This window comes from Paraburkholderia bengalensis (assembly GCF_037126505.1).
GTDB classification, from domain to species: Bacteria; Pseudomonadota; Gammaproteobacteria; order Burkholderiales; family Burkholderiaceae; genus Paraburkholderia; species Paraburkholderia bengalensis.
Window position 1 is genome coordinate 18,235 of sequence record NZ_JACFYJ010000044.1, and the last position, 13,518, is coordinate 31,752.

The window sequence follows — 13,518 nt, forward strand, 5'->3', positions numbered from 1 at the left end:
GGCTATCGGATGAGTCGCGTGCTTTGGTGTGTGGCTGATTTCGAGTGCCTTATTGGATAAAAATAGGATAGGGGGTAGCGATATTCAATGCCCGCCATCGTCTGCTGGTTTCTTCCGCCAACCTGCGTGGACTTAAACAAAACCGTCGATCTTTCGTCGCTTTCATATACTGTCTGTATCAGCGCCGACGCGAGCGCAACGTCGCGTTATTCACCTTTGAGTCCGGGACAAATGAGCACGATCACACCACCGGTCGCACACACCGAACCCGAGCGGCGCAAGCCGATCCTCAATACCGTCGATCGCGTCTGCGAAGTGTGTTTTGGTCTGTTCATGGCCTTGACCTTCGTGGGGGCGGTGAAGGCGGTCGGCGCGGGCGAAGATGCCGGCTACAAGATGTTCTATGCCGCACTCGGATGCAATCTCGCGTGGGGCCTGGCCGACGCCGTCATGTATCTCGTACGGACGCTCGTCGATCGCGGACAACGCCTGAAGCTCGCACTGATCGTGCAGCGGGAGAAGGATCAGGCGGCCGCGTTGCGTACGTTGCGCGGCGCAATGTCCGACACGCTGGAACCGTTCGTCGAAGACGCCGAGCTCGATCGGATTCGCGCGCGGCTGGCGGCCGGGGCGGCGGAGCAGCAAAGAGCGAATTTCGTGCGGGACGACTTCGTCGGCGCGCTCGGCATCTTCCTGCTCGTCGTACTGGGAACGTTTCCGGTCGCGCTGCCGTTTATCGTCATCGCCGATAGCAAGGTGGCGCTGATCGTGTCGCGCGTGCTGACGCTCGTGATGCTTTTCGTGGCAGGCCTCGCGCTCGGGCGCTACACCGGCGCGGGCGGAGCGAAGGCAGGCATCGCCATGACCGCGCTGGGCGTGCTGCTGACCATGGCAATCATTGCGGTGGGCGGGTGATCGACGGTGGCCGTGTAGCGGGCCGCGAGGGCCAGGGCTCGGGATCAAAAGATCATCACTGCGGGAGACGGCGATGTTCGAGCGATACGAACGGCTGGCGAAGCAGCTCGGCGTGGACCATCCGGTCCTGCTCGCACCGATGGATCTGGTGGCGGACGGCAAGCTCGCCGCAGCCGTGACAAAGGCGGGCGGATTCGGCCTGATCGGCGGAGGCTACGGCAACGAGGCGTGGCTGCGCGAGCAGTTTGCCGCGGCTGACGGCGCGCGCGTCGGTGTGGGTTTCATCACATGGAGCCTGTCGCGGCAGCCGCATCTGCTCGACGTCGCCATCGAGCATGCGCCCGCCGCGATCATGTTTTCATTCGGCGACGCGAGCGCGCACATCGGCAAGACGAAGCAGGCGGGCATTCTCGCCATCTGCCAGGTTCAGACGGCGGCGATGGCCCGCGAGGCTGTCGACAGTGGCGCCGATATCGTGGTCGCGCAAGGCGCCGAAGGCGGCGGTCATGGCGTGGCTTGCGGCACGATCTCGCTCGTTCCGGCCGTTGTCGATGCCGTCGGCGATCGCGTGCCCGTGGTGGCGGCCGGCGGGATCGCGGACGGCCGCGGCTTCGCGGCCGCCCTCGCGCTTGGCGCGTCCGGCATCCTGATGGGCACGCGCTTCTACGCAAGCGAGGAAGCGAACGGTGACGGCGAAGCGAAGCGGCGCATCGTCGAATGCAAAGGCGGCGAGGAAACCGTGCGCGGCATCCTGTTCGACATCGTGCGTAACAACGTCTGGCCGGCACCGTACACGGGGCGCGTGCTGCGCAACGCATTCTCGCAGAAGTGGGCCGGACGCGAGCGCGAGCTATTGCAGCAATTGCACATCGAGCATTCGCGCTATATGGAGGCGCGCGCCACACGGCAATACGACATGGCGGCTGTGATCGCGGGCGAATCGGCGGCGCTTGTCAGCGAGGTGCTGCCGGCGGGAACCATCGTCGCCAATGTCGTCAGGGAAATGGATGCGATTCTCGGGTACACGTCCTACAAGGCGCGACGTGCACCCAGTGCCTCGATCTAATCGCTGCGAAGATGAGGTGTCGCACGCGTTCCCATGAGCGATCGATTTACTGAACAGCGCTGTGCTCGACAGATGGAGATAGTGCTATGAACGGCAAAGCTCTCTTTACCGGCGTCCTGCTTCTGGTTGGACTATTCAGCCCCGCGTCGCCCGCGTTTTCTCAGTCGTCTCCCCCGATGTCCGAAACAGCAAAACAGACGCAAGCGCTGGTCGATAAAGCCGCGGCATTGATCGACAATAAAGGCAAGGACGCATTTTCCGAATTCAGGATCAAAGGCAGCGAGTGGTTCCACGGGGACACCTATCTGTTCATTTACGACATGAAAGAAAATGTCCTATTGAATCCGGCCTTTCCGGCGCGTGAGGGGACGAACGTGCGTGGTCAGAAAGACACCAATGGAAAGCTGTTTCATGACGCCATGGTCCAAACGGCTGAAACCAAGGGGTCTGGCTGGGTCGATTACATGTTCCTAAGACCGGGACAGACTCAGCCGACGCATAAATGGACCTATGTGAAAGCCGTCCATATCAACGGAGTGCCAGGCCTAGTGGGTTCGGGTTTCTATTCGGAGTAGGTTCTGGCTTTCAACTTCCGCCGGGTTCGCGGACGAACGCGACGGGCAAGGCAGATTCGCGAATCGACCGCGAAAACGGAAACGCTCTGCCCCGGCGCGGCACCTATAGAACAGGCGAGTTTCCTCGCCTGTTTTACTTTGATTAGTCCACGTTTGCGAGTGCGCGTGTCGCGCGAACCTTGGGCGGCCGGTCGCGCAGCAGCAGTGGCATCAAACGTCGGTTGGCGGTTTGCGCTGCCCACTCGCAATACGCGGCGCTGCCGAGCACCCAGCCTTTGAGCGTCGATTGCATCAGGTTATCGACTTCGCAATCGTCAAGCGGCTGTGCGCCCAGATTGCGGTAAGCCTGCTGGCGCTCGAGCGGCGTGTTGCCGAGCGCCCGGTAAAGCGGATGGTCCTTGATGAAGCTGTCGACACGCAAGCCGACGTGGTGCGTATAGCTCGACCATGGGTAGTTTCCCGGCTCGGCAACGAGGCGGTTGCGCACCGGCGCCTGATCGATGACCTGGCTCGCGAGCAGGAAATACCGGTCGGGCTCGATCACCGTTGCGCGGTATCCGCCGCGCCACATCGCGCCACGGCGTCCATGCCGGCGGTTGAAGGTCTCGACATAGCGGCGGCCGACTGCCTGCATCGCCATGGCCACGCTCGACTCATAAGCGGGCGTGACGAGGAACTGCACCGCGTCAGGCATGAGTACCCACGCGTGGACTGCCAGGTCGGCGACGCGCGCAGCGTCAGCCAGGCAGGCGAGGAAGTAAAGGTAGTCTCCTTCGTCCAGGAATGCGGGCCCTGTGAGCCCCTGCAAGATAACGTGTTGCGGTTGTTCTGGGACGTAGTGCCGTGCAAGCCGTGTCATGCTGGATTAACCGGAAATTCGCTGTGAGAAAGCGAGCCGACAGGTGTCGAATGCCTGACGGTGCGTAACCTATACGGACGGAATTCTATCGGTGATGCGCGCACGTGTGCATCACGAAAAGGCCTTTTTTATGGCCTCTTTTCATCGATTTGCCGGTTGCGACCTGGTCTGTTTTCTGCTGTGGCTAAGTAGCCGTTTTCCGTTTTCTCAAAGCCGCGCAGTGTGCGCATGATCTGACACCACAACGTCCCGCACCACCGCCGAATTGTCCCTGTTTTTCCCTCTCATTTCATTTCAATGGGTTATGGCCGCGATGCAATTCGACGCAAGGATTGTATCGGTAGGAATCCAAACTATCTGAACAATGACGAAAGCCGGCAATGCGGCCGAATACGAACCGATTACCATTCCGACAGGTATTCTGCAGACAAATAGGGCGTCTTTCGACTAGCACGCGCGTTTTACCGGCATTCGGACGCAAACCATCGATCGACCTGGCGCTGCGCCGCCTGCAGGTCTTCCGGGTAATACGGATCGAACCATCTCGACGGGTTGTAGCCTGCTTTCCTGAGCGCGGCCAGCTCGCTCCCGGTTCGCTCCCGCGTCGGAGGCGCGTTGTTCTTGAGCGCGGCAAGATCGCGGCATTGCTCGGCGGACAGATTCGTCGCGCTCTGCTGCGCGCCGCCCGCAGCGCATCCAGCCAACGCTATCGTCGACGCAAAAAGAATCGACGCAGATAACGGAAAGTTCTTCATCTCACGACTTTGGTTTAATAGATCGCATCAGTATAAGGAAGGGACGGGACGCGCGACACGGGCTCAGGCGGCGTATATTCGGCGCAGTGACGCGCCAGACCTGGCACGATCCCGGCGATCAGGAGAGCCCGCGATGAACATTCGATGGCTGAAGTGCGCGCTAGCAAGCGGCTCGCTCGTCGCATGGGTGTCCGCCGCGATGGCGCAGCAGTCAGCGCCAACGGCAACGGCGACCACGACAGCCACTGCAGCGCCCGTCGTCTACGTGTCGGACTTCGAGCTCCATGCAGCCGACGTGACACCCGACCAGAGCCGGATAGCACGCGCACGCCGGCTTGCCGGCAGTCTGTCGCCGCTGCATCTGACCCAGCAGGATTCGCAGGCGAAATCGCAACGGATCGTGTCGGCCATGTCGGATGCGCTCGTCGCCGATCTGAAGAACGACGGTATCGATGCACGCCGCCTTCCGGGCGATGCGGCGTTGCCTCCGCAGGGCTGGCTGGTGCGCGGTGTGTTTCTGAGCGTGGACGAAGGCAATCGGGTGAGGCGCGCGGTGGTCGGCTTCGGCGCGGGGCAGGGCAAGATCGAACTCGCGGTCGCGATCGACGCGTTGCCGGTTCCAACACCCGCGCCGTTGTATCAGGCTGTCGAAGGACAATCGGACAAGCACGCGCCCGGGGCCATCATCAAGCTCAATCCCTACGTGGCGGTGGCCCGATATGTGATGGCGGGCAACGACGAGCAGGCGAGCATCCAGCAGGCGGCGAAACAGGTGGCCGAGTCGGTCGTCGCGAAGACGCAGGGGCAGGCGGCAGCGCCGCAGCAGTGAGCGTGCGAAGACGCCGGCTTGCGTGATCCGCCCTCATGCTCCGAGGAGCGACTCGAGTTCTTCGGCGTCGAATGGCTTCGCGAAGATGGGGATGCCTGTTTTCCGCGCCCGTTCGAGTTCGTCGGCATAACCCGTCATCAATGCGAGCGGTTGTTCCGGGCGGTTTTCCTTGAGCCATTCGGCGAGATCGATGCCGTTCATTTCGCCTGGCATCTGCACGTCGGACAGGACGAGCCTGAATTCGCGGCCGGCTTTTAACGCTGGCAGCGCATCGTCCGCGCTTTCGAAATGCGTCACGTCGTGCCCCATCATCTCGAGCACGGCCGACAAACTCGCCGCCACTTCGCGATTGTCTTCGATCAGCAGCACGTGACGCCCTGCGGCGGTTGTCGGCGGCTGCGCGCTATCGCCGGCGGGGATGTCGCGCGCCGCGGCGCGCGGAAAATAGAGGCGCACCGTGGTGCCGATGCCCGGCTCGCTGGTGATTTTCGCGGTGCCTCCGCTTGCCTCGCAGAGCGCCATCACCTGCGAGAGTCCGAGGCCGGGATGTGCGCTGCCCATCTTCGTCGTGAAGAGCGGCTCGAATGCCCGCGTCGCCACAGCTCTCGTCATTCCTTCGCCGTCGTCGGAGGCCGACAGCATTGCATAGTCGCCCGCCGGCACGCCGACGACATGCGACGCAACCTCCATGTTCTGCGCCCGCACGGAAAACCGTCCGCCACGAGGCATCGCGTCGCGCGCATTGAGCGCGAGGTTCACGGTGGCCAGTTCGAGTTCGGCCATATCGGTGCGGATGGGCCAGATGTCCGGCGCGACATCAATGCTGACGACGACGGAGTCGCCGACGGTCGACTGGACAATCTGGCGCATGCCCGGCAGCACGCGCGCGAGGTTCACATTGGCGAGCTTCACGGGCCGTTTTCGCGCGGAGCCCATCAAGGTTCGGACCAGGCTTTCGACGCCGCGCGTCGCGCGTTCGATCGACGTCAGCTCGGTTTCGGTGTCGTTGTAGTTTTTGGCCCGCGCGAGAGCAGTGTTCGATTTGACGATCACCAGATAATTGTTCACGTCATGCGCGACGCTGGCGACGAGATTGCCCAGCGCGCTTGCACGCTGCGACTGCCGTGCCGCTTCCTCGGCGTCGAAGCGGCGTTCCGCCTCGTTGCGCCATTGCCGCCACGCTCTTTCCTCCGTCGACAGCTGCATCAGCGAAAAGCCGATCAGCAGCCAGATGCCGATACAGGGCAGGCCCGTCAGCGCGCAGATAAAAAGAAAGTGGTGCAGCCAGGCCGCATGCAGTTCGGCCACGGGAAAGCCGACTGCGACATACAGACCATAGTTGTCGACCCGGCGATATGCGACAAAGCGCATCTGCCCGTCGGAAAATGCTGGCGTGCTGAACTGGCCGACGGATTCGTTGCGCGAAAACGCATTGGCGAACATGTTGGATTCCAGTGCGTCCGCGCCTGGCGCATTGGCGGGATAGCTCGACAGCAGGGAACCATCGCGCCGGTAAAGCCCGATGAAGCTCACAGCATCTTCATCGATCAGCTTTTGATAGAAGCTGGAGAAATAGTCGCGACGCAATGCCAGCGCGATGACGCCCGCAAACTGGCCGTCGGGCCCGCTGCGAGCCCGCGAGATATTGAAGATGCTCGCCTTCGAGATGCTCGCCTGCAGTGGCAGCGACACATACGGTTCCGGCTGGTAGCGGCGCGCGTTGATGAAGTCGTCCCGGTCCTGGATGTTGACGGACGGGACAGGATAGACGCGGCTGCTCGCGGCGAGTCGACCCGACGCATCGAAGATGGAGATGGCCTCGAGCTGAGGAAAGCTGCCGCCGATCTTTTCGAGGCGCTGATGGATGGTGGACTCGTTCCTGGCGATCTGGTCGTCCGTCATATCGCCGAGCAGTTCGTCCACGCGCGAAACGATTTCTGCATTCAGATCCATCACCTTCAGCGCCTGTTCCTGAGCAACGCGGCTCATGCGCTCGCTTGCGTCGACGGCATTGCCGTAACGCTGCTGGTATGTGTAGTAGCCGTATCCCGTAAGGCATCCGACGGCAAGAACTACCGTCGCCGCCAGCATCAGAAACAGTACCTTGCGCGTGCGCGCGAAGTTCCGGAAGGGCAGCCGATTCTCCGGCAAGGCTTTGTCATCGAACTGCACGTCAACCGGTCGCTTCAATGGGGCGCTCATCGTCTCGGCTCAAGTGATCGATGCAGTCGGCATCGGGGCGCTACGGATCGGCGACCGTGCGCCGGCATGCACGCCGGATCGACGGATCGCAGCTTGTGAAGCAGCAGTTTTCATACCGGTTTGTTACCTGCAAATGCCAGGCCAAGCCTGGCCAGCCGATGCCCCACGCGACGGTACACGCGAGCCGTCAATGGAGAAACGGTTTACTGGTGCGCTCAATGCGGACAACGTGTCCGCAATCGCGCGACGCCCATTGCACATGCCTCGCGGCGATTGTTGGCGCGGCGGGAATACTCATGTCGTGCCTGCCACGATGATCGACGGGACGCACCTTCCGATAATGCACTCACCTGAAGCGCGCGGCTATTCGCGCCGCGCCTTCTTCACGATGGAACGAAAGGAAACGATCATGGCAAAGGTAGTGACGTTCGCGCGGCACGGCGGTCCCGAAGTATTCGGGTTCACGGAAACGGCCGTCCCCCAGCCCGCGGCGAACGAAGTGCGCATCCGCGTGAAAGCGACTGGCCTGAACCGCGCCGAGTCGATGTGGCGGCGCGGCGAATATGTCGAGCCTGCACGGCTGCCGGCGCGCGTCGGCTATGAGTCGTCGGGCGTGGTGGAGGCGATCGGTTCGAACGTCACGCACGTTGCAGTGGGCGATGCCGTCAGCACCGTGCCGTCGTTTTCGATGAACGACTACGGCATGTACGGCGAGCTGGTGCTCGCGCCCGCGCATGCCGTCGTCAAGAGTCCCGTGTGGCTTTCGCACGAAGACGCCGTCGCCATCTGGAACGTGTTCGTGACACCGTATGCCGCCTTTACCGAGGGCGGACGGCTCAAGGCGGGCGACGTCGTGCTGATTCCCGCGGCGTCGAGCGGCGTGGGCATCGGCGCGATTCAGGTGGCGAAGCGTCTGGGCGCGACGGCCGTTGCGCTCACGCGGACCGAGGACAAGCGCGACGCGCTGCTCGCGCTCGCGCGGACCATGTGATCGCGACGCAAACAGAAGATCTCGTCGAAGCCGTGCAGCGCATCACAGATGGACGCGGCGCGGATCTCGTGTTCGATCCCGTCGGCGGCAAGACGTTTGCGCGGCTGATCGAGGCGACGCGCGCGGGCGGCACGATTCTGCTTTACGGCGCCTTAAGTCCCGACGACACCGTGCTGCCGCTGCTGCCGCTGCTCTACAAGCGCATCACCGTGCACGGCTACAACCTCTTTGCGACGACCACGGATGCGCAACGGCAAGCCGATGCCACCGCGTTTATCTTCGACGGCTTGCGCACGGGCGCGCTTCGCACTGTGATCGCGGACCGCTACGCATTCGCGCAGATATCGGAAGCGCATGCGGCGCTGGAGCGTAATGCGCATTTCGGCCGCATCGTTGTGACTGTTTGAAGGCTGAAGGAGCAGGCGCTGGGCAGTTCTTCACCGAATGCGGTGAAGAACTCCGCGCTGAAAGCGCCTGATCGACGGAAATACTGACTGGTCTGCTGCCAACGGCGGGCGGCGCGTGACCGGCTCACGCGCCGCCCGCCGTCGCGCGCATCACTTGACGGGCGGGAAATCGACGTCCGTATCGTTGATGCGATTGAACGTGTTGGTGAAAATCGTCATCGCGATTGCCAGCGATATCTCAGCCAGCTGCGTGTCCGTATAACCGGCTGCGCGAATGGCCGCCAGCTCGCTTTCGGCGATCGTGCCGCGCGTCGCCTGCAGGTTCAGCACGAAGCGAACAAGCGCATCGCGCTTTGCGTCACCCGTCGCCGCGCCCGCGCGAATCTGTCTGAGCGCTTCCGGCGAAAGGCCCGTCATCTTGCCCAGCATCACGTGCGCGGCCACGCAGTAATCGCAACCCGTCTGCTCGCTGACGAGCAGCTTGATGGTTTCGAGATCCTGTTTGCTCAGACTGCTCGATGCCAACGCGCCTTCAGCGTCCAGCGCGGCATTGAGCGTGGCGGGCGCAAGATGGCCTAGCGCCGCAAACAGGTTCGGCACGCTGCCGCCAGCGATTTTCCGGACCCGTGCGTAAACGTCGGCGGTGGCGCCCGTGGCGTTCGTCACTGCGGGGATAGCGATGCGACTCATGTTCGACCTCATTCGGTGGTGGTAGGGAGCCTCCACTTTAGGGTCGTCGTTTGATCTTGTTGAGCCTGAAAATTGTCACTATGATGCTCGAAAGTATCAATTCGAGGCGGACATGTCACTCACACTTGATTGGCTGAGCCGGTTGCTCGGCATGATGACGGTGCGCGGCCAGCTTGAGCTTCGCTGTTCTTATGGCGCACCGTGGCAGGTCATCTACGGCGACTCCGACCCAGGCGAGATGCCGTATCACATCGTGCTCAGCGGATCGGCCATCCTGGAGACGCGAGGCAAAGGCAAGCCGCAGCAGCTTGGCGCGGGCGACATCGTGATGCTCACGCACGGCTCCGCCCACATCCTTCACGATGGCAGCGGCGCGCGGCCAAAGCCCGCGCGCGAACGAGAAGCGTTGAATCTGATCATCAGCGAGAACAAGGGCACAGGTGAGCGCCTCGATATGCTGTGCGGACGGATTGTGCTGGCGCCCCCGCACGACCGGTTGATTCGCGCGTATCTTCCACAACGGCTCGTCATCCGGACGGCGGCGCCGGACCGGTCGGCAAGAGGTGCGTCGAAGGGTTCGTTAAAAGGTTCGCCCGACGGCGACACCCTCGCGCAGCTAAACGCGCTCGTGACGATGATGCGGGCGGAATCTGCTGCGGACAACCTGGGCGGCTACGCGATGCTCAATGCGCTGTCGACCGCGCTTTTCGCGCTCGCGCTGCGCATGGCCAGCGAGTCCGACGAAGCGCCCACTGGTTTGCTGGCGCTCGCGGGACATCCGCGCCTCGCGCCCGCACTGGCCGTCATCTTCAACGAGCCCGCGCATCCGTGGACGCTGTCCGAGTTGTCCGAGCGTTGCAGCATGTCGCGCGCGACGTTGCTTCGCCACTTCCAGGACAAGGTGGGACGCTCGCCAAGCGAACTGCTAACGGATGTGAGAATGGCGCTCGCCGCCAACGAGTTGAAACAGCCGGGCGTTTCCACCGAGCTGGTGGCCGAGCGCGTCGGCTATCAGTCCGTGGCTGCGTTCAGGCGCGCCTTCACGCAGCATCTGGGCATGACGCCTGCCGACTGGCGGCGTGCGGAACGGGAGAAGCAGACGGGGCCGTCTTGAGGCGTGCCCCGCTGTGGACGGCACCAGCGGCGTTGAACGGCCTCAGATCGCGCTTTCGCTTTCGATGCGCTGGCTGTCGCCACCGCGGCGCAGCGTCTGCTGTGCCTGCAGATAGCGCGTGACCTCGGCGTTCGTCACGAAGCTCGCAGCGGAGGCCGCCGCGAGAATGTCCTTCGCCTCTTGCGGTTTCGCAATGCCGAAACCCTGCACGTAGTCGACGCCCAGTTCGTTCAGCGCGCGCAACGTCTCGAAGTCTTCGACCCACTCGGCGATGCTGCGCATGCCCAGATTGCGCGCGAGCGTGATGATCGCTTCGACGATCGCGATGTCGGCGGGATGGTTGCACATCGTGCGCACGAACTCGCCGTCGATCTTCAGCGCATCGGCCGACAGCTTTTTCAGGTAGCGCAACGATGTCTGACCGGCGCCGAAATCGTCGATCGCGATCTTCGCGCCCATGTCGTGCACGCGCGCGATGAAGCGCTCCGTGTGTTCGAGGTCGTGCAGGGCGACGCTTTCCGTGATCTCGATGCACAGGTAATGGACGACGTCTTCGTGACGCGAGAACAGCGCGAACAGTTCGTCGAGGAAGTGCTCGTCGTTGAGCGAGCCGCCGCTCAGATTCACGCACACGAAGCAGGTGTTGGGTAGCGACGCGCGGTTTTCGCTGAGCCATGCGAGCGTGGTCGACAGCACCCAGCGGTCGATGGCGATGATCGTGCCGGAGTCTTCGGCTGCCGCGATCAGCTTCGCGGCTGTCGCCACCGAGCCGTCCGCTGTGCGCAGACGCAGCAGCACTTCGAAGTCGAGGGCATCGGCGGGCGAGCGCATCGACATGATCGGCTGCATCACGAGGAACAGGCCTTCGGGCAGCCGGCTTTGTCCCAGCGACTCGATCAGATTGATTTCGGCGGCGCGTTCCTCGAAGGCGGGCGCGCCCTTGCGCAGCGCCACGAGGCGCGCATTGCCGCCGCGCTTCGCCGCGCGACACGCACGGTCGGCGAAGGCGAGGGCGTCCAGCACCCGTTCGCCTTGCGAGCACTCGACGACGCCGATCGAGCCCCTCACCTGGAACGCGCGCGTGTCGACGTGAAACGGCGCGGCGTTCAGCGCCGTGACGAGTTCGCGGCAACGCGCGATGGCATCGTCGATCGACATGTCCGCGAGCACGCACACGAACTCGTCGCCGCCGATGCGCCCGATGGGAACATGCGCGCCCAGACGCTCCACGAGCCGCGCCGCGACGTGCCGCAGGATTTCGTCGCCGGTGCCGTGGCCGAACAGGTCGTTGAACAGCTTGAAGCGGTCGAGATCGAGGTAGGCAAGCGCCCACGGGCCGCTTTCGCTGCATTGCCGGTCGATGGCGTGTTCGATGCCGCGACGGTTCAGGAGGCCGGTGAGGGGATCGTGCTCGGCGAGAAAGTGCAGCCGCTCGACTGCTTTCGAACGGTCCGTCACGTCTTCGAGCGAGCCTTCGATGAAACCGTTTGCGCGAATCGCCCGCAGCGAGTAGCGCCGCGCGTCGCTCTTCGTGCTCGCCGCACCGTCGATTTCGATCGACGCCGAGTCGTCGCGCTCCAGCAGTTCGCGAAGCGCGCGCTCGGCGCCCGCCGCGAAGTAGTCCCCCCAGCGATGCGTGCCGTACTGCTGATGCGGCAGGCCCAGCATCGTGTGCAAGGCCGGATTGGCACGGACGAAGCGGCTTTCTTCGTTCAGCGTGAAGAGGCCGATGGGCGTGACGTCGTACGTGTTGCGCAATTCGATCTGCATTTGCCGGCGGCGCTCGCGCTCTTCGCGCATGCGTTCGGCAATCGCGAACGCGCACAGCATGCTCGACGACAGCGCCGTCACGACCGGGCTATGCGTGCCCGCGAGCGCTTTCAGGCCGAACGCGGCCGCCAGCACTTCGGACAGCGTCGCGAACAGCACGATGGCCATCGACGCGACATACCAGAGCACGGTGCGCGAGCGCGCCTTCGTGACCAGCTGCGCGAGGAAGTAGGTCAGCACGAGAATGCAGAAGCTCGCGCTTGCCCACAGCACGGGAATGAAGTGCGCGTAGCTCAGCGTGAACGCGGCAAGCATCAGCACGCAGCCGCCGTAGCGCACGGCATGCAGGCTCCAGCGCAGGCCGATCGCTTTCAGTTCGCGGCGAAACAGCTCGACGAAGAGCGTCGTGGTCAGCACGTAATAGGCCGCGAACGTGAATTCACGCAAGAACGCGATGTGGTCGGGCGGGATGAGGCGGCCCAGCCATTCGGTATCGAAGCCCATCGCATTGGCGCTCAGCCGGAGATTGCCGATGAGCCATGCGGCAAAGATCACGTACGTCCATTCGCGATTGATGATGGCCGTCACGAACACGAAGATCGCGAGCGTCAGCAGGCCGCCCGTGATCAGCGATGCGCTCTGCTGGAAATCGAGCGTCGTGACATCGAGCTTGTCGCGGCTCAACGCGGAAGCCGTGATATAGGCGGGACCGGAGAAAGTGCCCCGGCAGAGAATCTGCTGATTGGGAACATGCTCGTCGAGCCTGAGCGCGTAGCCGGCCTTGTTGGCGCTCATGTCGCCGCTCGTGCCGTGACGGTCGCCCGTGCCGAGCAAGGTCAGCTCGGGCGTCGCGCGCCAGCACGACATCGTTTGCGCGTGCCGCGACGGCAAGTCGATGAAGGCTGCACCCTCGCTCTCCAAAGCAGGCGCGGTGAGCAGGAACCAGAACGGCGTTTCCGCCAGATGCGTGCTGAAGCGTGTGGTGGGCGCGACATCGCGCAGGCGGGTCATGGCAGCAGCGGGGGACAGCGTCGCCGACGGGTCCGCGACAACGGGAAAGCTGAGCGCGGCCATTCCCGTCGTATCGAACTGGCGAGGCGCCCACAGCATGACAGCGATGCTGCCGAGCGCAATCACGAATGGCGCGACGTACACGGAGAACCGCCGGAAAGCCCAGCCGGTCAATCGGTCGCGAAACGCCCACTTAACGCTTGTCATTTGCTGCCCTTCTCCAATGACTTCATTCCCGATCCCGTTGCCGTGCCGCCCATACCGCCGATGCCGCAATAAAAGTACGACTGTGCTGATATCCCGACAATCTGTCCGCCCGGGTCGCTTCGGGCGG

At 63.3% G+C, this 13,518-nt stretch carries 12 protein-coding genes; 7 read left to right on the top strand and 5 right to left on the bottom strand.

All coding sequences use genetic code 11. The annotated features are described in order from the left end of the window. Positions 1–231: 231 nt before the first annotated feature. From H3V53_RS23900 to H3V53_RS23910, 3 genes are all read left to right on the top strand, one after another. Positions 232–915 carry a VIT1/CCC1 transporter family protein gene (locus tag H3V53_RS23900; RefSeq protein WP_336600107.1) on the top strand — a complete coding sequence of 228 codons (684 nt, stop codon included), beginning with the start codon at positions 232–234 and terminating at the stop codon, positions 913–915. A gap of 73 nt (positions 916–988) precedes the next feature. Continuing rightward, positions 989–1,981: an NAD(P)H-dependent flavin oxidoreductase gene (locus H3V53_RS23905; RefSeq protein ID WP_336600071.1), complete on the top strand. Its 993-nt coding sequence runs from the start codon at positions 989–991 to the stop codon at positions 1,979–1,981. Between the two features lie 86 nt (positions 1,982–2,067). Further along, a complete protein-coding gene (locus H3V53_RS23910; RefSeq protein WP_054924417.1) occupies positions 2,068–2,556 on the top strand; it encodes a cache domain-containing protein in 489 nt (162 codons plus the stop codon). Between the two features lie 142 nt (positions 2,557–2,698). Here H3V53_RS23910 and H3V53_RS23915 read toward each other — a convergent pair whose 3' ends face one another. Continuing rightward, a complete protein-coding gene (locus tag H3V53_RS23915; RefSeq protein WP_336600072.1) occupies positions 2,699–3,415 on the bottom strand; it encodes a transposase in 717 nt (238 codons plus the stop codon). A 461-nt stretch (positions 3,416–3,876) separates the two neighbouring features. Beyond that, positions 3,877–4,170, bottom strand: coding sequence for a DUF4148 domain-containing protein (locus tag H3V53_RS23920; protein WP_336600073.1), 294 nt, complete (start codon positions 4,168–4,170; stop codon positions 3,877–3,879). Positions 4,171–4,303: 133 nt separating this feature from the next. On the opposite strand from H3V53_RS23920, the gene H3V53_RS23925 reads away from it, so the two are divergent. Further along, positions 4,304–4,999, top strand: coding sequence for a DUF4410 domain-containing protein (locus H3V53_RS23925; protein ID WP_336600074.1), 696 nt, complete (start codon positions 4,304–4,306; stop codon positions 4,997–4,999). Between the two features lie 33 nt (positions 5,000–5,032). Here the strand turns inward: H3V53_RS23925 and H3V53_RS23930 are convergent, their stop codons facing one another. Beyond that, positions 5,033–7,189, bottom strand: coding sequence for a hybrid sensor histidine kinase/response regulator (locus tag H3V53_RS23930; protein WP_336600075.1), 2,157 nt, complete (start codon positions 7,187–7,189; stop codon positions 5,033–5,035). A 421-nt stretch (positions 7,190–7,610) separates the two neighbouring features. Between H3V53_RS23930 and H3V53_RS23935 the strand changes: the two genes are divergently transcribed. Beyond that, a complete protein-coding gene (locus H3V53_RS23935; protein WP_336600076.1) occupies positions 7,611–8,192 on the top strand; it encodes an alcohol dehydrogenase catalytic domain-containing protein in 582 nt (193 codons plus the stop codon). Beyond that, positions 8,189–8,599 (top strand): zinc-binding dehydrogenase, encoded by a 411-nt coding sequence (locus tag H3V53_RS23940; RefSeq protein WP_336600077.1) that lies wholly within the window; start codon positions 8,189–8,191, stop codon positions 8,597–8,599. The genes H3V53_RS23935 and H3V53_RS23940 overlap by 4 nt, the downstream gene beginning before the upstream one ends. A gap of 150 nt (positions 8,600–8,749) precedes the next feature. On the opposite strand, the gene H3V53_RS23945 is transcribed toward H3V53_RS23940, so the two are convergent. Next, positions 8,750–9,289 (bottom strand): carboxymuconolactone decarboxylase family protein, encoded by a 540-nt coding sequence (locus H3V53_RS23945; RefSeq protein ID WP_336600078.1) that lies wholly within the window; start codon positions 9,287–9,289, stop codon positions 8,750–8,752. A 112-nt stretch (positions 9,290–9,401) separates the two neighbouring features. Between H3V53_RS23945 and H3V53_RS23950 the strand changes: the two genes are divergently transcribed. Next, positions 9,402–10,403, top strand: a complete 1,002-nt coding sequence (locus tag H3V53_RS23950; protein WP_336600079.1) for a cupin domain-containing protein — start codon at positions 9,402–9,404, stop codon at positions 10,401–10,403. 42 nt (positions 10,404–10,445) lie between these two features. On the opposite strand, the gene H3V53_RS23955 is transcribed toward H3V53_RS23950, so the two are convergent. After that, on the bottom strand, positions 10,446–13,391 hold the full coding sequence (locus H3V53_RS23955) for a putative bifunctional diguanylate cyclase/phosphodiesterase (protein WP_336600080.1): 2,946 nt from the start codon (positions 13,389–13,391) through the stop codon (positions 10,446–10,448). Between the last annotated feature and the right edge of the window lie 127 nt (positions 13,392–13,518).